The organism is Bradyrhizobium sp. 1 (assembly GCF_023073315.1).
GTDB lineage: Bacteria > Pseudomonadota > Alphaproteobacteria > Rhizobiales > Xanthobacteraceae > Bradyrhizobium.
The window spans coordinates 206,669-224,807 of record NZ_JADPJH010000039.1 but is presented as its reverse complement, the minus strand read 5'-3'; the positions used below and the strand labels follow the sequence as shown (position 1 = coordinate 224,807).

The following is an 18,139-nucleotide window of genomic DNA, read 5'->3' as shown; positions in this document are numbered from 1 at the left end:
ATGGCGGATCAACCACCGAGGCGGCCGCGCACGCTCGGCGATGCCAGGAGCGAGGCTGAGGCAGCGTTCAAGAAGGTGACCGCCAAGGTCGTCGTGGCGCCGCCGAAGCCGAACGTGGCGCCGGGCATCAAGGAGCAGGTCACGCTGCGCATCGACCAGGACGTGTTGGAGCATTTCCAGGCGGGCGGTCCCGGCTGGCAGGACCGCATCAACGAGGCGCTGCGCAAGGCTGCGGGGAAGTAGGCGCCAGCTGCGAGGCGGCGCCGAAAGCCGGCGCGCTCGAGGATCCCGGCGGCGAACTCAGAGCACCTGCGACAGAAACTGCTGCGTTCGCTCGTCCTTGGCCGCCGTAAACAATGTTTCCGGCGGCCCGTGTTCGACGATCACACCGCGATCGGTGAAGTAGACGTGATCGGCGACCTCGCGGGCGAAGTTCATTTCATGGGTGACGAGGATGCACGTCATCCCGTCCTCGGCAAGCTCCCGGATGGTGATAAGGACCTCCTTGACCGTTTCCGGATCGAGGGCGGCGGTCACCTCGTCGAACAGCATGATGTCCGGCCGCATCGCGAGCGAGCGGGCGATGGCGACGCGCTGCTGCTGTCCGCCGGAGAGTTCACCGGGATAGGTGTCCTCCTTCCCCGCGAGCCGCACCTTGGCCATTAGCGCCCGGGCGCGCACCTCGACCTCGGCGCGTTTCTGGCCGAGAACATGGATCGGCGCCATCATCACGTTCTGAAGCGCGGTCTTGTGCGGGAACAGGTTGTACTGCTGAAACACCATCCCGACCTTGCGGCGCAGTGCCAGCTTGTCGAGCCTGGGATCAGAGACCTCGATGCCTTCGATCTGAATGCTGCCCGACGAGATCGGTTGAAGCGCATTGATGCAGCGGATCAGCGTGGATTTCCCCGATCCGGACGGGCCGATGATACAGATCACCTCGCCCTTCCTGACCGACAGGCTGATGCCTTTCAGAACCTCGAGAGCTCCGAACGACTTTCTGACGTCGACGCATTGGACGATGGGCTGATCCGGAGTCCAGCTCGTGGCCATGCTCTGCTCCCTCAGCGTACGCGGAACCGGCGCTCGAGACGAGCGGTCCAGAGGTTGATCGGATAACAGTAGAGAAAGAAGCACAGCAGCGCGAAGCCGTAGAGCGGCGCGAACAGCTCCGGTCGGCCGCCTTCTGCGGCATGGACCTGTGCCGTCAGCGTGAGCATTTCCGAAACGCCCACGATCGATGCGAGGACCGTCGACATCGCGACCAGCGCATAGACGTTCATCCAGGGCGGCAGCATTCTCTTGATGCACTGTGGCAGCATGATCAGCCAGATCGTCTGGCGCCGTGTGAATGAGAGTGATTCCGCTGCCTCCCATTGCGTCGACGGAACGGAGCGGACGGCGCCACGCACGACCTCGGCGACATTGGCCATGACAGGCAATGCGAAACCCACCGTCGCCTTGATCCAATCCGGCAAGGGGATAGTGGTCTTGAAGACGGTGATCTGGAAGGGCACCAGAAACATGATGAAGAACAGCAACACCAGCCAGGGCGCGTTGCGGAAGAATTGCGTCAGGAGCCAGCTGACGGCGGCGAGCGGCCGGAACTCCGACAGCAATCCCAAACCGAGGCCAAGCCCGGCGGCGGTCCCCAGCAGCATGGCCAGCAGTGAGATCAGGATGTTGAAGGCGAACCCTCGCAGCAGGAGTGGAGACCACTTCACGATGATTTGCAGCGGGGAGAGCATCGTCGGTGTGGTCTGCGCCCACGCGGTGGATGCCGCCATCATAACGCAGAAACAGAGGATGGCAGCGGACAGCGGGCCGATCCGAATTGACATCCGGCTCGGCACGAGACGATACGGCAAAAGGACGGCGAGCCTCTGCTCGGAGCCGGCTGTCTTCATCGCGCATAACCGGGGATGTGCATCGCCCGCTCCCATCGATGCATCAGCCAGACGAGGACGCCAACAAGGATGCCGTAAGTGGCCAGCAACACGATCATCATTTCGAGGACATTCTGCGATTCCGACCAGATCTGCTTGACCGCGTACAGCGTCTCGGGAACGGCGATCGCGTAGGCGAGGGTGGTCGTCTTGAGCAGGTTGACGAGGTTGTTGTTCAGTGCGGGAAGACAAACGCGAATGGCCAGGGGAAGGACGATATGGACGTAAGCCTTGAGGCGCGTGTATCCGAGCGCTTCTGCGGCTTCGATCGTCGTCCTCGGCACCGCCTCAATTCCGGAGCGGAAGATTTCGACGTTGAAGGCGGCCGCGAACAGTGACAGAGAAATGATGGCCCACTGAACGTTGCTGAGCAGCGGAACGCGCATGCCCGCCGCCTCGACGGCCGGAAGCATGGTGCCGAGGCCGAAATAGAAAAAGAAGAGCTGGACCAGCGGGGGCGTGTTGCGGAACACCACCACAAAAGCATTGACGGGCAGCCGCAACAACATCGAGGGACTGCCTTGCATCAAGGCGCCCACCGCGCCGATGACGAGGCTCAGCACGATGGTCGTGACGCTCAGAAGCAGCGTCATCTTGAGGCCACTGAGATAGCGGCCCCAATCATACGCGTCGTAGAACACGGAGAAGTTCAGCCCCGTCGTCTCGTAGAGCCGCTGAAACCAGTCGCCGATTGCCTGCATGTTGCGCGACACCGAGATGTTGAGGCGATGCCTCGTATCAGTGCATGGGTTCGACCTGTTCGGAGCGCAGGACCGTTCCGGCGCTCCGGCTCATGCGCTCATTTGTCCTTGAATTGCTCGTGCATGGAGAGCGAATACTCGGTCGGCGCAATGCCCCACTTCTTTTCAGCTGCCACAATGAATCCGGTCTTCATCCAGTCCTTTGTCGTATCTTCGAGCAGCTTCTGAAGACTGGTGTTTTCGAGCGCGACGGCGATCATCCATGGCGACGGCAGAACGCCTTTGAGCGGGAGGTCGTAATCCGTTTTCCACTCGTCCTCGAGCAGTTTACCTTGCAGGAAGGTCTGATCGTAGACATAGCCGATGCAGTTGCCCTGCTTCATGGCGAACAGGGGCTTCTCGGAGCCGTCAAACGCAACAATCTCGGGGCCGTAGGATTTGGCGACGTCCTTGTTGTACCAGGCTCCCGACGTGGCGCAGACGGGTTTTCCCTTGAGGTCGGCCCAATCCTTGATGCCGGCCTTCTTGTTGAGAAGGATGTTCACGTAGTCCGAATAATACAGCGGTTCGATGGCTTGAACGACGCGGCGGCGTTCCGGCCGGTCCGACATGGTTGCGATCAGCAGGTCAATCTTTCCCTGCTGAAGAAACTCGATTCTGTTCGAGGCTCCGACTGGAACGAGCTCGAGCTTGACGCCGAGGCGCTTGGCGATGTCCGCGGCAAAATCCGGCTCGATGCCGACCACGTTGCCCGTGGGATCGCGGAAGCCGAAGGGCTTGTAGTCAGCCTTCACGCCGACATTCAACGTGCCGCGCTGCTTGATGGTATCGACGCCGTCCGCCGCTTGAGCGCTGCCAAGCATCAGCAGCGCCGTGGCACCTGTCATCATGGAAAGGACCAGATTCTTCATCGGACGACACCTCCAGAATTGCAATCACGATACGCGTTAGACGTACTCTTTTGCGTTACAAAGTTCGTGCCAAACGTCACGAAAATCGGGACACGGAGAATGGGGTGAGGTCGATCGCGCTTCGACCGTCGGTCATCATCGCGGCCACGACATTTCCGATCCCGGCCGAGTGCTTGAAGCCATGCCCCGAGCACGCCGAGACGACGAAGACTCTGTCCTGGTCGGGATGCCGATCGATGATGAAGCCCCGATCGGGCGTTACCGTGTAGAGACAGGCGGCCGCCTGCGCGACGCGCGGCGTGGCGCTCGCGAGTCGCCCCTCGACGTGCTTCCGGTACATCTCTGCTGATTCCGCCGGATCGACGGTGCGGTCGACGGTATCGGCCGTCGTGCTGGTCTCGTACTGCTCGGTCGCGACCTTGAGGCGACGATCGCCGGGCAGGGGCGGGAAGCCGTAGAGGTAATCGACGTCCGTCGCGCCATGCATCCAGATGAACACGGGGGCGTTGGCGCGATACGCGCTGGTATCGTCGAGCTCGTACCAATGCAGCACCTGCCGCTTCACCGTGAGCACGCGGTCAAACGGCGCGCCGAGCAGGTGAGCATTCCAGGCGCCTGCGGACACCACGACCTGGTCCGCCTCGAATGTGCCCGAGGACGTTTCCACCTGAACAACGGAGCCCTTCTGCGCGATCGAGAGAACTTCTACGCCGTTGCGTATCGTTGCTCCGAGCTGCTCTGCGCGCGTCAATTGTGCCTGGATGCAGCGCTCTGGAAAGACGTATCCGCCGCCGGGCTCGTAATAGGCTTTCTCGTTTCCCTCGAGGTTCAGGAATTGCGGGAAGCGGTGAGCCACCTCTCGCCCGTCGATCACGTCATGCGCGATGCCGAAGTCCCGGGCGGCTGCGATCGAGCGTGCGACGAAATCGGGTTTGCCGTGGTGCGACGTCTCGCCGACCCCGGGCGCCATGACGACGAGGCCGCACGGGTTCAGCAGTTCGGCGGACGTTTCGGCTTCGAGCTCACGCCAGATCCGGTGGGTATCGAGCACCAGGGGCACGTAGTCGCGGCCTTCGCCGACCGCCTGCCGGGTGATGCGGGTTTCGCCGTGGCTGGATCCCATGGTGTGGGGAGGGGCGAAGCGATCGAGGCCGATCGCCTTGACCCCTCGCTTGGCCAGTTGATAGAGCGCCGCGCTGCCCATGGCACCGAGGCCAATCACCAGAATATCCGCTTTCTCGCTCATCAATCGGGTCTGCTTAATTGTTAGGACAGCCTGAATTCTGCTTTCGGATGCGGCTCTCCTACAAGGATAATTCATATGATGAAGGCAATTTGCATGTTAATATGACTTCTGCTTAAGTTATGGATATGACGCCATCCGTTCCGGACTTGCGAAGCTTGCAGATTGTCGCTGCCGTCGCGGAATCCGGCAGCATGCTTCAGGCGTCCCGTCAGTTCGGGATGACGCAATCAGCGGTCTCTCAGGCTGTGCGGCGGGCCGAGGCCTCGATCGGCGTCGCGTTCTTCAACCGCAGCCGGAGGCCGCTTACACTGACGCGGGCAGGCCGCATCCTTGCTGGCCGCGTTCGCGATCTGAATCGCGACTTTGATGCATTACTCAGCGCACTCCGGGACGCAGCGAAACTGCCTGAACGTGTCGATCTGAGGCTCGGCCTCATCGACTCCTATGCCGCCACGGTCGGCGCACAGCTCGTCAAGGAGCTCATGACGGGCGAGGTCGCACTGAGTCTGTCCGTTTGGTCGGGCCTTGCTCACTCGCATGCCGAGGCGCTGGTCCACCGAACGATCGACGCGGCGATCACATGCGATGCGATGGATGACCTGTATGATATCGAGCGCTTCCCATTCTATCGTGAGCCAAATCTGCTGGTGGTGCCACGCGGCATGGAGGCCGAATTTACCGGCCTTGATTTGCGGGAGATCCTCGCCCGGCATCGCCTGGTCCGGTACAGCGAGCGTTCCTATGCAGGTGCTCAGGTCGAGCGTCATCTGAGCCGTTTGGGAATTCGCCCGCCGCGAGCTTTTGAGTTTGACACCTCGGACAGCCTGGTCGCGATGGTTGCGACCGGGATGGGCGTGGCGATCACGACGCCGCTGTGTCTGTTGCAGGGGCTCGCTCACGCTGGTCAAGTCAGCGCTCTCCCTCTGCCGGGCCCTGGATTTTTTCGTGAGTTGCTTCTGGTGACCCGCCGTGGCGATCTCTCATCACTGGCGCCGCGCATCGCAGAGATGGCCCGGTCGAGCATAACAACGCAGGCGATGCCGCGCATCCGGACGCTCGTGCCCTGGTTTACCCAGGATTACTAGCAATCAAAAAGCCCGGCGCGAGCCGGGCTTTTATTTGCGAGCGAGGCCTTTGCCTCAGCGGCGGAACATGCCGCCCATCATGCCGCCAACGACGCCGCCGACGAAGGCCGCACCGGGATCGCCGCCGCCACGGTGGCCGCCACCGCCGCCGCTGCTCTGGGCTTGGGCCGGAGCACGCCGGGCCGGCTTCGGGCTATCGTCGCTTGCGGTGGCCGGCGTGGTCGCCACGATCTCGGAGAGCAGGGCCTTGTGCTGGAATTTGTTGAGGTAGCCGGTCGACGGATAGCCGCGCGCGGCCTGCCAGCGCTTGAGGACCGTACGGGTATCCTCGCTGAAGGCGCCGGTGACCTTGGTGTCGAAGCCGAGCCCGGTCAGGCGGCGCTGCACGTCTCGGCGCTGGCCCTTGTCGAGGCCGATCTGGTCTTCGGTGAGCTGGGTCGCGTCATCGGTGAAGGTCGCGGGATCTACGCCTCCGTTGAGGTTGCGGGTCGTGGTCGACGGACCGCTCTTGATCGCGGCAAGCCGTGCCAGCGCCAGCGCCTTGAACTGGCCGTTCGGATAGGCCGAGAGATAGGCGTTGAGCTCTTCCAGCTTGTTGCTCTCCTTCACGGAGCGCCAGTATTCGAGTTCGACACCATCAGAGCTGCCGGCAGTTGCGGCCGGCACGCTGCCAGCGGCAGTCGGCGCCGCGTTGGCGACCTGGGTCGTCGCCGCCTGGTTCAGATAGACCGCGCCGATCAAATTGGTGTGGCCCCAGGGAAGCTGGCCCTTGTGGGTCTCTTCGTTGACCTGGGCGCGCACCGACGTCATCGCCTGCTGGATCTCGACGCCGGGTTTGGTGATGTTGTCGATCAGCGCACGGGTGAACGGGCTGTTGTTGCCTTCCTGGCCGTCGAGCGCAGTCTGGCCCGGGCCGGTGGCGAATGCGATCAGCGTGCCTTCGCCGGACTTCATCTCGGCAAGGCCGCTCTGTACGTTGACGCTGCGGGTCGCCGAGTTCGACTTGATCTTGGCGGCGAACGGATTGTCGCGGCAGGCGTCGAGGAAGACGAGCTTGACCTTGGCGTCGCCCATGGTCTGGTCGAGCGTCAGGTCGATGTTGATGGCGGCGCCGAGCTTGACGTCCATTTCCGATTTGATGTCGGCATCGACCGGCAGGAGATAGTTGGAGCCGCCGACGGCGATGCCGTGGCCGGCGTAATAGAACACCGCGACATCGGAGCCCTGGGCCTTGCGACCGAAGTCGAGGAGCTTCTCCGTCATCTGGTCACGGGTGAGATTGGATCCTTCGATCACCTCGAAGCCGACATTGCGCAGCGTCGATGCCATCGCCTTGGCGTCGATCGGCGGGTTCGGCAATTGCGCGACGTTCTTGTAGGCGCCGTTGCCGACGACGAAAGCGACGCGGCGGTCGGCCTTGGCGGCGCTGACCGACAGTGCCATGCACATCAGCGAAGCGAGAAGGGTGAGAGTGCGCATCTGAAATCCCCAACAGAATCGAATTGCAGGCAGCAACAAACTGGCACCAAACTTACACGAAATCGCCCGGCCTCGTGCAAGCAAAACACAGCCACATATTGCTTTGCGAGCGAGTGTTGCACGCTGGAATGCCCCTCCAACGTGATCCAAATCACGCTCGACCAATTTGTTTGTCGCGCGAGGCCGCGCGCGGGTTCACTGCGCGCGGGCAGGCACCGGCGGCGCCGGTTTCAAATTCAGGAGATTGCCGCACAGGATCAGCACGGCGCCTAGCACGGTCCAGGCGTCGAGCCGCTCGGAATACAGCAGCCAGCCCGCGGCCGCAGTCAGTGGAACCCGGAGGAAGTCCATGGGAACCACGACCGTTGCGTCAGCATAGCGCATCGCGCTGGCGAGGCAGTAATGCGCGAACGTGCCGCAGACCGAGATCACCATCACCCAGCCCCAGACGTGGCCGGGCGGCCAGGCCCAGACGTAGAGCGCCGGCAGGACGCCGGCGACCGACTGCACCACCAGCATCCAGAACAGGATCGCGAGCGCGCTCTCGGTGCGGGTCAGCGATTTGACCAGAGCCATGGAGACGCCGAAGCCGATCGCTGCGCCGAGTGCGATCAGCTGTCCCTGATTGATCTCGCCGGTTGAAGGCCGCACGATGACGATGACCCCAATGAGCCCGAGCAGGATCGCTGCGATCTTCCACGACGTCATGCGTTCGGACAGAAAGCTCGCGGCGAGGATTGCGGTCCATATCGGCATGGTGAACTCGATCGCCACCACCTGGCCGATCGGGATCAATGTCAGCGCAAAGAACCAGCCGAGCTGCGAGACATAGTGGATCAAATTGCGCGCGATGTGCTGGGGCAGTCGGTTGGTCTGGAGCGTCGCAAAACCGCCGGCGCGTCGGATCATCGGATAGAGCAGGCAGAGGCCGACCAGCGAACGCACCATCATCACCTGGAAGACGTTCATTTCGCGAACGGCTTCGCGTCCCGCGACCGCCATGACGAGCGTCAGGGATAGCCAGCCGGCCATCCACAGTGCAGCCATCGTTTTGGACGGTGTCGGGCTCATCGGGGAAGATGTGAGAGCGAAAATCCTGAGGGGAGGCCGGTATCGGCGACATCAATGCCGTTTGCAACGGCCAAATCTGCGGATGCAGCGATGCAGCGCGGCGTGCTAAGCCATCATCGAACAATGAGAAAATCGGGAGATCGTCGCTCATGCAAATCTTGCAGCCGGCCGACTGGAAAAAACCGCGGGGCTTTTCTCATGGCGTCGTGGTGGAAGGGGCGGGCCGCTGGGTGGTGCTGGCCGGGCAGACCGGCGGCGACGAGACCGGCAATTACGCGACCGACATGGCAGCGCAGGTCGGGGCCGCGTTGCAGCGGATCATCAAGCTGCTGGGCGAAGCCGGAGCCGGTCCCGAGCATATCGTCCGTCTGACCTGGTACCTGACCAGCCGCAGCGAATATGAGGCGGCCGGCGCCGGCATCGGCGCGGCCTGGAAGGAAACGCTGGGACGCAATTTCCCGCCTTCGACGCTGCTTTACATCGGTGGCCTCGTGGACGACCGGGCCAAGGTCGAGATCGAAGTTACAGCGTTCGTGCCCAACGCATAAAAAAGACCCGGCGAGGTCGCCGGGTCCATGATCGCGTCACCGTGCTGTCGTCTTATTTCGACAGCTGGATGTTGGCGCCGCGGAACTGGCTGTCCGCGCGCATCGTCACGTTCTGCTTGTTGCCGCTCGTCTTCAGCGAGATGTTGGCGTTGAAGCCCGCGGTCGAGGCGAGCAGCTCGTAGTTTCCGCCGGCGCCGCGGCCCTGGAGCGAGCCGGAGATGTTGCGGCTGGCCTCGGACCAGCTGCCGGCGATGGCATTGCCTTCAGCCTTGACGTTGGCGCCGAGGTTGAACTTGTAGGCGTCGCTGGCGCAGGTCAGCGACATCTCCATGGTCGGTCCGATCGGGGCGTATTTGGCCCGGCAGCGGATCCGCTCGGTCGAGCCGTCGTCCAGCGTGACGGTGCCGGCGCCGCTCCAGCTGCCCGCCAGCGGAGCAAACGGGCCGGACTGGGCCTTGCTTTCGGTGTTTGCGACCGATGCCGCAAACAAAACGGCGGCCGCGATCAGCAGCCGCCGGCCTGGGACGCTGGTTCCGAATTGCTTATTGGCGCGATGCTTCCCACCGCCCGCTGCACGGTATGCCTGCAGATGCTCCATTCCACTTCCCCGATCCGGCGTTGCCGCTGAGTTGACCGTTGGCATATGCACCATTGATCGAAACTTTCACAAGTCCCCCGCTGCCGATGGTGCCGGAAACGTTAGCGCCGGGCGCGGTGATCCTGCCGTCGGCGACCGTCAGCAAGGAGCTTGCGGTCGGCTCGCAGGTGCCGCTCTTGGTGACAATTGTAACCTGCCAGTTGCCGTCATACGGGGTCTGGGCGAAGGCGGGAGCGGCGAGGGTGCCGGTGAAAACTGAAGCGGCACAGAACGCCGCAATGCGAGCAAAACGCATGAATTCCGTCCTTGAATGTGTCTGATATGCTGTCGCTTATCTGGACCAAATGTGACGGAAATTTGTTGCAATGCCAAATCGAAAATTGTTCCTGTGGAAACAATGGTTTATTTGTGTTTCCGACTCCAATTTTCGAAGCAAAATCAATGCGGCTTCACGTTAAGGGTAAACTTCAGGAGAGACTCAGGACAGACTCGGTGCCGAGGTCGCGAACTGCTCGTCCTGAATCTTGGACGGCAGCGCCTTGTGGACCTTGGCGTAGTCGATCACATCGGCCAGCAATTTGAGCCCGAGTGGGGCGAGTGCGCGCTCCCACAGTTCCCGCGCCGTCTCGCCCTTCTTGACGAAGCACCACTCCTGCGCGGCGATGGCACCGGCGTCCATGCGGTCGGCAAGGTGATAGATCGTGCCGCCGGCGATCGGATCGCCTTCCTTGATGGTCCATTCCACCGCGGCCTTGCCACGATGGCGCGGCAGCAGCGAGGGGTGATAGCCGATCCCGCCCAGCTTCGCCGCGGCGAGCGCGTCCTTGCCGATCCGGGCGTGGCTATGCGCCGTGACGATCAGGTCGGTGTCGGGGGCGATCTCGGAGGCCACCACCAGCTTCGGATTGGCCTGGACCACCACCTCGATGCCAGCAGCGCTGGCGGTTGCGGCGAGGCGATCCTCGGCCTCGGCCACCACCACCCGCGCGATCGAGACGCCGTGTTCCCGGAGCATGTTCAGGGTGGTCACGCCGAAATGGCGGGAGCCGACAAGGGTAATGCGCATGGGGGTCCAATCCGTCTCGCAACTGCGTCAACACCCGATAACACGTCGGTGCGCCCTGTCACCACCCGCGCGCCGTTTGCGCCGGTTATCAACAATGCGCGGGGCGCGCGCACGGCGCGCCGAACTCCGCGATTGCGCGGCCGGCCGTTCCGATGCTTCCATGCGCGCACGGACCGGCTTTGGGAGCAAGTGCATGCGAAGCGCGTGGTTTGTCCTTTTCGTCGCACTGATCGCGGTCACTCCGGCTCGTGCCGGCGGGCCGTACCCGGTGGTCCCGCCCGAGACCGGGGTTGCGCCCTTCATCGGTCCGACCTGGGACGCCTATCGTTGCGCGGAAGGGCCGGTCTATAATTTCTATCACGGCGCCTATTACGGCGAGGAGCCGCCGGCGCTCTATCGCGGCTACGCCTACCGGCCGTATTACCGCTACAGCGCCTATCGCAGGCTGCCGCGCAAATATCTCTGCGTCACCGACTAGAGTTGCCGCGCGGCCACGGTCGGACGGCAAGTGGTGAATATGCCGGTTCCTGTGTTTCGTTTTTAACAGAAGCCACCCCCGGTTTGCCGTTAGAACGTGCACACACCGGGGCTGGCGAAATTTCATTCCGGATCCGTTTTCGAACCCGGCTTTGGCCGCTGGCGCAATTGCCAGCGGCTTTTTCATGCCGCCCATCGCGAAATCATCCGACGGTAACGCGTTCTCAACCAACCGGGCGTATCGACGAATCCGTCGCGGATTTGTATTGCGTACCGCGACACCAAAAATGTCCCGCCAGCGTGGGTGCGCCGTGCGGGCTTTTTTGCCGGGACCGATTTCATGCCGAATGCGATTGAGCAGATCGTCGACGCCTATGTTCGATTGAAGAACCGGCGCGGCCTCGACCAGTTGATGATGCACAGGCAGCGTCTCGCGGTCGACCTGAAGAGCAAATCCGGCTACGATTTCAGCCTGCCGATCGGCCAGATAGACGAGGAGATAGCAATCATCGAGGCGGGCCTTAGCCGGTTGAAGGCTGAATCCACGGACCCCGGTACGCCACGTACTGTCTGACGAGCTCAGTCCCGCCGGCCGCCGTCGATGACGGTGAACAACGGGCGCGCCTGGGTCGGCTCGACCAGCAGCTCTTCCACCAGCGCGGTTGCCGCATCGACATATTTGCGTGTCGGCTTGTCGAGCTCGCGTTTCGCCTCGTCGTCGAGCGCGACCTTTGCAGCCTCGACCAGCTTGCGCATCCGCCCTGCATGGTCGTCGCCCGCCGTCAGCGTCGCGCGCGCCAGCGAGCGCAGCACGAACAGCTCGCCCTCGAGGCGGAGCAGACGGTCGTTGAGCCTGGTGAGGACGGCGTTGAGGTCGGCCATGTCAGCTGTTCGTCGCGGAGGAACTGTCCTGATCTAGCGGCGATCGGTGAACGGAGTCCAAACAGCTTCGGCGCAATTGGGCTGATCGGCCTGCGCCTCCCGATGTCAGTAATGCCGCCGATGTGAGACATCGTGAGTTTGCGGTGCGTCGTTCGAACCTGGTTCCCGTACCACATAACAGCCCGGGTGGACGTCTGGAGCACGTGTGATGCGGTCTGTCCTGGCCCTGGTCGTCTTGATTTCAACATGTGCGGCGGCTGCCGCGGCGCCGGCACATCACGCCCGCGCGCGCCATCACATCCTTGTCCGCCCCGCAGAGGACGCGCCGGTGCCGCCCGGCTGGTACAAATTTCCCGGATGGCCGCCGATCCCGCCGTCGGAGAACAGGAATCTGGACCCCTCCAATTTCGGCGGCGGCTGACGGCCGCTCATGCCGTCCGCGCCAGGTAATTGCGAGCGAAGGCGAGATACCAGTCGAGGCAGGCGGGATTGGCCATCGCCTCCTTGTTGATGACCTTCTCGACGGCCTGGCCGAGCAGCAGCTTCTTGATCGGCAACTCCTGTTTCTTGCCGGAGAGCGTGCGCGGGATCTCGGTGACGGCAAAAATCTCGTTCGGCAGGAAACGGCGGGACAGACCGGCCTCGATCGCCTTGTTGATTTTTGCCTGCATCGCGGCATCGAACGCGACGCCGTCGCGCAGCACCACGAACAGCGGCATGTAGCTCTCGCGGCCGAGATATTCGAGATCAACGACGAGGCTATCGAGCACCTCCGGCAACGCTTCGATCGCGGAATAGAGCTCGCTGGTGCCCATCCGCAGGCCGTGCCGGTTGATGGTGGCGTCGCTGCGGCCGTAGATGATGCAGGAGCCGTCCGGGTCGACCTTGAGCCAGTCGCCGTGGCGCCACACCGGCCCGCGGCCGCTGCCGTCGAAATTGTCCGGATAGGTCTCGAAATAACTCGCGCGATAGCGCGCACCGTCCTTGTCGTTCCAGAAATAGAGCGGCATCGACGGCATCGGCTCGGTGCAGACGAGCTCGCCGACCTCGCCCGTGACGGCGCGGCCCTGTTCGCTGAAAGCTTCGACCGCCGCGCCGAGCAACCGGCACTGCATCGCGCCGGGCGTCTGCGGCAATTCTCTGTTACCCCCGATGAAGGCGCCGGCGAAATCGGTGCCGCCGGAAATGTTCGCCCACCAGATGTCGGCCTGCGCCTTGCTGCCGTTGGTCTTCGACAGCATTGCGAAGCGTTCGTTGAACCAGGCCTGCGTATCGGCGCTGAGTGGTGAGCCGGTCGAGCCGAGGCAGCGCAGCCGCGTCAGGTCGCCGGCGGCAGCAAGGTCGATTTCGGCCTTGGCGCAATTGGCGAAGAAGGCCGCGCCCGCGCCGAAGAAGGTTGCCTTCGACTGCGCGACGAAGCGCCACAGCGTGGTCCAGTCCGGCTTGTCCCTGGTGCCGCCGGGACTGCCGTCGAAGATGCAGCAGGTGGTGCCGCTGAGCAGGCCGCCGATTTGCGAATTCCACATGATCCAGCCGGTCGATGAGTACCAGTGATAGCGCTCGCCGAACGAGTTCTCGTGATAGGAGCAGCCGAGATCGTTGTGCAGCCCGAGCAGCGCCAGCACCACGATGACGATACCGCCATGGCCGTGCACGATCGGCTTCGGCAGGCCGGTGGTACCGCTGGAATAGACGATCCAGAGCGGATGATCGAACGGCAGCCACATCGGCTCGAACGCGTCGATCGTGGCGCCGGTCCTTGCGGTGATATCGGCGAGCAAGGCATCGGGCGCGGCGGCTGCATCAGCCTCACTGTGCAGGATGACATGCGCGACCGTGGGCAGCGATCGTCGCAGTTCAGCGACGACATCGCGCCGGTCATGGCGCCTGCCGGCATAGGTGACGGCATCGCAGGCGATCAGCACCTTCGGCTCGATCTGCTTGAACCGGTCGATCACGGCGGGCGCGGCCATGTCGGGCGCGCAGACACTCCAGACCGCGCCGATGCTGGCGCTCGCGAGGAACGCGATGACAGTCTCGGGGATGTTGGGCAGATACGCCGCGACGCGGTCGCCGGGCTTGATGCCTTTCTCTCGCAGATGAAGCGCAAGCGCCGCCGCCTTGCGCCGCAGCTCCGGCCAGCTCGTCTCGTTGAGCTTGCCGTCCTCGCCACAACTGACGATCGCGGGCAGGCAGGCCGCATCGGCCGCGTCCACATGCCGAAACACCTGCCGTGCGTAGTTCACCTGCGCGCCCGGAAACCAGACCGCGCCGGGCATCTTGCGCTCGGTGATCACGGCCTCAAACGCCGTCGGCGATTGCAGATCGTAATAGTCCCAGATGCTGCGCCAGAACGCATCGAGATCGCGCACCGACCATTGCCGCATCTCCTCGTAATTGGCGAAGGAGAGGCCGCGCTGCGCGGCAAGCCAGTTGCGGTAGAGGGCGATCTGGGGAACGAAGGGAGCGGTCATTGCGTGTCGGATTCCGTTGCGGGGAGGGAGAGTCTAACGGGTGTCGCGGCTGAGCAGAAGCGTCAGTTCCTCATCCCTGCGCCACGGTAAAGCGCTCGCCGCCGAGCCCGGCATGATGCCGCGCGGCTGGCCTGAAGTGCTCGCGTTCAAACGTCCAAACCAAAAGCTGAAAAACAACCCCATGCACAGTAGCGGAGACATTGAAAGCATTCGCAATTTTTCAGTTGCTGCCAAGCAGCGCCTTCTCGGACATGGTCTGACGCGAGCAGCTCACAGATATCGCGATTGCGCGTCACGCTGCGCCGTCCGGATTTGACACGTCGGGCAAAACACTGGCAGAATGGCATCATCGAAAAATTCGTAACACCCGCGTGGAGAAATCCGCCGCGGGTTTTTTCATGCCGGAGCAGTTGCCATGATCAAGGGATCGCTATTGTCCCTCGCAATGAGCGACGCTGGTTCGCTCGCGACATCCGGATTGGATTGAGAGGGCTGGCCGCGCTGGATGCGCGAAGCGCTTGCAATTCTACCTGAGGCTACGGCGCCGGCGAGGCCGGAAACAGAGGCTGCGCCAGCACGCATCGATCCCGCAAGCATGCGAAAGCTGGCACGCATGCCATCGCGTTGGTGAGACCCTGACAAGCCAGACGTCGTCAAAAACAGCACTACGAACGTTTCATCGCGTAACGGAAGCGCATGATGAAACCCTTCGAAAGCAGCCCCACGGAAATTGCGAGGACAGCGTCTCGATGACCCGTCTGGTGCGCAGCTTGAGCCTCGACTGTCAAAGCGTTCTGCTGGAACCGCAGGGCGAGCGGCCCGAGTGTGAGGGTACCAGTTGACAGATGCCACCTTTGGGCGTCAACATAAGGAGGTTTATTGCAAGTATATTTTCTACTGTTCGGTGCATTAGTCATTATGAGTGCAGCGCGTAGAAATAGATCGCTGGACAGCGGTGCGGATTTACCCCGCCCTGTGATCGCGATTGATGATCTGCTGTCCGGTCCTACGCCCTGCGCTCTCGTTGATGCAAGCATGGGGATTGTTCGCGCGAGCCCGGGCCTTGCTCTCTTGCAGCCTGGACTGGAAGGCCGATCTTTGGTCGAGGCGTTCTTTTTGAATCCAACACACTCTCTGCTTCTGCCAGGCCAGACAATCCACGGCACGTATCGAGATGCTTCGGCGGAATCAATTCCTGTAGCAATTCAACTTGTTCCGGTTGCTGGGGGTGCAGCTAGTCTCGCGCTGTTCTTCGATTGCATGGCTTTCAGGCGTGCCGACTTCAACAGGCTTTCCACCTCCCCTTATCCCTCGCTGCGGGTCACGCCCCGCGGAACCATTAGTGTGTCCACAAGGGACACGACGGCGCTGTTCCAATCACCAGCACGCAGCTCCTTGGAAGGTGTTTCTCTATCGGCGCTTTTCCATGAGGCCGATTGGAAAAGGATCGAGGCATCATTGGAGAGCTGCCTGCGAGGCGACGCGGTAGAACCGATGAAAGTCGTTGCTCTGACGGCAAATGGCGACGAGCGAGTTGAGTTGGCGCTTCTTCCGGATCCGGGTCCAGACCAACGGATATTGGGTGCCATCGCCTTGATCAGATCCTGCAAGCTCGAAGACGGCAGGGAGAGACTGAAAGAGCTTGCGATGGAGACGGGAGCCTGGCGCACCCGCCTCGCTGCCGTTGTTCACGAGCTTCGAAATTTTCTCTCCTTCGATTTCGTGACATTCGGCGTCTATTCGGCGGATATGTCGGCGTTCCGCGCCACATATATCGAACCCGCGACGATGGTGTGGCCCTCTATCTGGGTAAAGGTCGACCAGGGGATCCGGTTATGGTTGACCGAAGGCCACACGTGGGAGCGCGACCTGTCTGACTTCATCGCGAAACACCCTCAAATTGCTGAGGATCCGGTCACGCGTCGCTACCAGGCGGCGAAGACACGAGCGTTCGTCACCGTACCCGTGCTCAGCGACACAGGGCCTGTGTGTTCGCTGACACTGTGTTCGAAGCAGCCCGACGTTTACGACGAAGAAAGCCTCGCCTTACTGCGGCAGCTTGCCATTGATCAGGTGCTTACCACGTTTCACCATGAACAGCAGCTCGAGCTCGAGACGGTTGCCCGCGAGATCGATGAATTGGTCGGCAGCGCTGAAAGCTTGAAGGAGGCTGCCGGATATTTGGTGAGCAAGCTGCATGCGTTCTTCGAATGGGACCACGTCTCCATTGTAACGAGGGACCGACGGCATAGCCTCTTCCGGCTCGTCCGGCAGGCCCACGCCGATGGCTGCGCAATTCCGGACAATTTCTGGCAACGGGATGATCAGGGGATGCTAGGCCTCACGCTTCGCGAAAACGAACATCGAACGCGAAAGGACCGCGAGTGCCTGATCGTCAGTGACGAAAAAACGGCAAAGGCTTACAATTACCAGCCGACAAATCCTGCCATGCAGTCGGCGTTGACATGCCCCATCTGGTTCAATGGCGTATGGCGTTGGATTCTGAACATCGAAGCGGTCGAGCTGAACGCTTTTCACGAGACCGACAAAGATGAGGTGCTGCGCATCGTCCGGACGCTGGAAGCGTCGCTGCATCGGCTTTACCAGGCGAAGCTAAACCACGTCATACTGGAATCGACTCGCGAGGGAATCATCGTGGTCGATCACGACGGGAAAATTCTAGACGCCAACCAGATGGCGAGCGAGCGGTTGCTCGGCACTAGAGAGAACTACGGCAATATCGTTACCTACGGTGACGATGACACAACCCGGCAAATATTAAAAGGCGACCTCGCGGCAGCCTCGCGCCGCCTCGTGTTCAAGCCGCGGTCGGCCGCGCCCCGCGCGGTGCTCGGCTTGCGATCGGACCTTGCCGATGAACTACAGGCCTCGGTCTGGTTCCTAACTGACCTCGACACGTTCGATTGGAACGTCGATTTCAGATATTTGCGCACGATCGCCAACGACGTGGCACAGCAGACACGTCCTTCGCTCATGCTGGCATCGGCGGTCTTGCAGAAAATGGTGAAGGAGGTTCAGGCGAGCGGCATCGGGCCGAAAATCAAGGCTTTTGCGGAGCAGGCCGTCGCGCAGGTCGCGAAGGCTGATATCACCTTCGAGCGCCTCGCCGAGCTTCAGTCGATCATGAAGTCTCCGAAACGCGAAGCAAAGCCGGTCGACCTCTGCGAATTGATCGAGGACGTCGTCGCAAGCCTCCCCGAATACGATCGCAAGAACATCGATTGCGAAGCCGAAGTTAAGGCGGTCGTATTAGGAGACCGAAGCAGCCTCGGCTTCGTGTTCCGATCACTGATCGACTATCTGCTCCGGTGTCTCGTCGACGATGACGGCGAGAAATCCGTTGTCGAGATGCGGATTCGTCCGGCGGAAAACGAAGCCTGCCTCGTGCTTCTCAAGCTATCGAACACGCTGCGCCTTAACGAGACGCCCGAACAACAGGGTGATCCCCTGTGGCAAGCGGTGAACACCGCCCACATCGATACTGGCGTAGGCCTCGCCGCCATCCAAGAGATAGTCGCGGCTCACCAAGGCGCTTTGAAAAACTTTGCGGGGGCGCACGATCCGACGATGCCCGGTCCCTTTTGGACAGCGTTTGTTGTGACTTTGCCGTTAAGCAAGATGGTCGAGGCGTGAC

Annotated in this window: 20 protein-coding genes; 8 read left to right on the top strand and 12 right to left on the bottom strand. The window is 62.0% G+C overall.

Annotated features, from left to right (window positions below):
• Positions 1-243: a BrnA antitoxin family protein gene (locus tag IVB29_RS38160; protein WP_247508579.1), complete on the top strand. Its 243-nt coding sequence runs from the start codon at positions 1-3 to the stop codon at positions 241-243.
• A 57-nt stretch (positions 244-300) separates the two neighbouring features.
• Here IVB29_RS38160 and IVB29_RS38155 read toward each other — a convergent pair whose 3' ends face one another.
• The 5 genes from IVB29_RS38155 to solA all read right to left on the bottom strand — a co-directional run bounded on the left by IVB29_RS38155 (position 301) and on the right by solA (position 4,804).
• Positions 301-1,053: an amino acid ABC transporter ATP-binding protein gene (locus IVB29_RS38155; protein ID WP_247508578.1), complete on the bottom strand. Its 753-nt coding sequence runs from the start codon at positions 1,051-1,053 to the stop codon at positions 301-303.
• A gap of 11 nt (positions 1,054-1,064) precedes the next feature.
• Entirely contained in the window at positions 1,065-1,907 is an 843-nt protein-coding gene (locus IVB29_RS38150) for an ABC transporter permease subunit (protein WP_247508577.1), read from the bottom strand.
• The gene (locus IVB29_RS38145) at positions 1,904-2,647 is read right to left on the bottom strand and encodes an amino acid ABC transporter permease (RefSeq protein WP_247508576.1); all 744 of its coding nucleotides are present in this window, start codon (positions 2,645-2,647) and stop codon (positions 1,904-1,906) included. Before IVB29_RS38145 ends, IVB29_RS38150 begins: the two co-directional genes overlap by 4 nt.
• Positions 2,648-2,745: 98 nt before the next feature.
• Positions 2,746-3,558: a transporter substrate-binding domain-containing protein gene (locus tag IVB29_RS38140; protein ID WP_247508575.1), complete on the bottom strand. Its 813-nt coding sequence runs from the start codon at positions 3,556-3,558 to the stop codon at positions 2,746-2,748.
• Between the two features lie 76 nt (positions 3,559-3,634).
• Positions 3,635-4,804, bottom strand: a complete 1,170-nt coding sequence (solA, locus tag IVB29_RS38135; protein ID WP_247508574.1) for an N-methyl-L-tryptophan oxidase — start codon at positions 4,802-4,804, stop codon at positions 3,635-3,637.
• A 155-nt stretch (positions 4,805-4,959) separates the two neighbouring features.
• On the opposite strand from solA, the gene IVB29_RS38130 reads away from it, so the two are divergent.
• Complete coding sequence (locus tag IVB29_RS38130) at positions 4,960-5,889, top strand: LysR family transcriptional regulator (protein WP_247508573.1); 930 nt, start codon at positions 4,960-4,962, stop codon at positions 5,887-5,889.
• Positions 5,890-5,943: 54 nt separating this feature from the next.
• Here the strand turns inward: IVB29_RS38130 and IVB29_RS38125 are convergent, their stop codons facing one another.
• Both IVB29_RS38125 and IVB29_RS38120 read right to left on the bottom strand, forming a co-directional pair.
• The gene (locus IVB29_RS38125) at positions 5,944-7,368 is read right to left on the bottom strand and encodes a caspase family protein (RefSeq protein WP_247508572.1); all 1,425 of its coding nucleotides are present in this window, start codon (positions 7,366-7,368) and stop codon (positions 5,944-5,946) included.
• A 195-nt stretch (positions 7,369-7,563) separates the two neighbouring features.
• Positions 7,564-8,439, bottom strand: a complete 876-nt coding sequence (locus tag IVB29_RS38120; protein ID WP_247508571.1) for a DMT family transporter — start codon at positions 8,437-8,439, stop codon at positions 7,564-7,566.
• A 149-nt stretch (positions 8,440-8,588) separates the two neighbouring features.
• Between IVB29_RS38120 and IVB29_RS38115 the strand changes: the two genes are divergently transcribed.
• Positions 8,589-8,987 carry a RidA family protein gene (locus tag IVB29_RS38115; protein ID WP_247508570.1) on the top strand — a complete coding sequence of 133 codons (399 nt, stop codon included), beginning with the start codon at positions 8,589-8,591 and terminating at the stop codon, positions 8,985-8,987.
• A gap of 52 nt (positions 8,988-9,039) precedes the next feature.
• On the opposite strand, the gene IVB29_RS38110 is transcribed toward IVB29_RS38115, so the two are convergent.
• The 3 genes from IVB29_RS38110 to IVB29_RS38100 all read right to left on the bottom strand — a co-directional run bounded on the left by IVB29_RS38110 (position 9,040) and on the right by IVB29_RS38100 (position 10,651).
• A complete protein-coding gene (locus tag IVB29_RS38110) occupies positions 9,040-9,585 on the bottom strand; it encodes a hypothetical protein (RefSeq protein ID WP_247508569.1) in 546 nt (181 codons plus the stop codon).
• Positions 9,530-9,880: a hypothetical protein gene (locus tag IVB29_RS38105; RefSeq protein ID WP_247508568.1), complete on the bottom strand. Its 351-nt coding sequence runs from the start codon at positions 9,878-9,880 to the stop codon at positions 9,530-9,532. Before IVB29_RS38105 ends, IVB29_RS38110 begins: the two co-directional genes overlap by 56 nt.
• A gap of 183 nt (positions 9,881-10,063) precedes the next feature.
• Complete coding sequence (locus tag IVB29_RS38100) at positions 10,064-10,651, bottom strand: formyltransferase family protein (protein ID WP_247508567.1); 588 nt, start codon at positions 10,649-10,651, stop codon at positions 10,064-10,066.
• A gap of 193 nt (positions 10,652-10,844) precedes the next feature.
• Between IVB29_RS38100 and IVB29_RS38095 the strand changes: the two genes are divergently transcribed.
• Positions 10,845-11,129: a hypothetical protein gene (locus IVB29_RS38095; RefSeq protein WP_247508566.1), complete on the top strand. Its 285-nt coding sequence runs from the start codon at positions 10,845-10,847 to the stop codon at positions 11,127-11,129.
• A gap of 339 nt (positions 11,130-11,468) precedes the next feature.
• Positions 11,469-11,702: a hypothetical protein gene (locus IVB29_RS38090; protein WP_247508565.1), complete on the top strand. Its 234-nt coding sequence runs from the start codon at positions 11,469-11,471 to the stop codon at positions 11,700-11,702.
• Between the two features lie 5 nt (positions 11,703-11,707).
• Here IVB29_RS38090 and IVB29_RS38085 read toward each other — a convergent pair whose 3' ends face one another.
• Entirely contained in the window at positions 11,708-12,010 is a 303-nt protein-coding gene (locus IVB29_RS38085; RefSeq protein ID WP_247508564.1) for a hypothetical protein, read from the bottom strand.
• A 208-nt stretch (positions 12,011-12,218) separates the two neighbouring features.
• Between IVB29_RS38085 and IVB29_RS38080 the strand changes: the two genes are divergently transcribed.
• Positions 12,219-12,431 (top strand): hypothetical protein, encoded by a 213-nt coding sequence (locus tag IVB29_RS38080; RefSeq protein WP_247508563.1) that lies wholly within the window; start codon positions 12,219-12,221, stop codon positions 12,429-12,431.
• Between the two features lie 7 nt (positions 12,432-12,438).
• Here the strand turns inward: IVB29_RS38080 and IVB29_RS38075 are convergent, their stop codons facing one another.
• Positions 12,439-14,484, bottom strand: a complete 2,046-nt coding sequence (locus IVB29_RS38075; RefSeq protein WP_247508562.1) for an acetoacetate--CoA ligase — start codon at positions 14,482-14,484, stop codon at positions 12,439-12,441.
• Positions 14,485-14,524: 40 nt separating this feature from the next.
• Between IVB29_RS38075 and IVB29_RS38070 the strand changes: the two genes are divergently transcribed.
• Together IVB29_RS38070 and IVB29_RS38065 are read left to right on the top strand one after the other, a co-directional pair.
• Positions 14,525-14,800: a hypothetical protein gene (locus tag IVB29_RS38070; RefSeq protein ID WP_247508561.1), complete on the top strand. Its 276-nt coding sequence runs from the start codon at positions 14,525-14,527 to the stop codon at positions 14,798-14,800.
• Between the two features lie 563 nt (positions 14,801-15,363).
• Positions 15,364-18,138 carry a PAS domain-containing protein gene (locus tag IVB29_RS38065; RefSeq protein ID WP_247508560.1) on the top strand — a complete coding sequence of 925 codons (2,775 nt, stop codon included), beginning with the start codon at positions 15,364-15,366 and terminating at the stop codon, positions 18,136-18,138.
• Position 18,139: the final 1 nt, after the last annotated feature.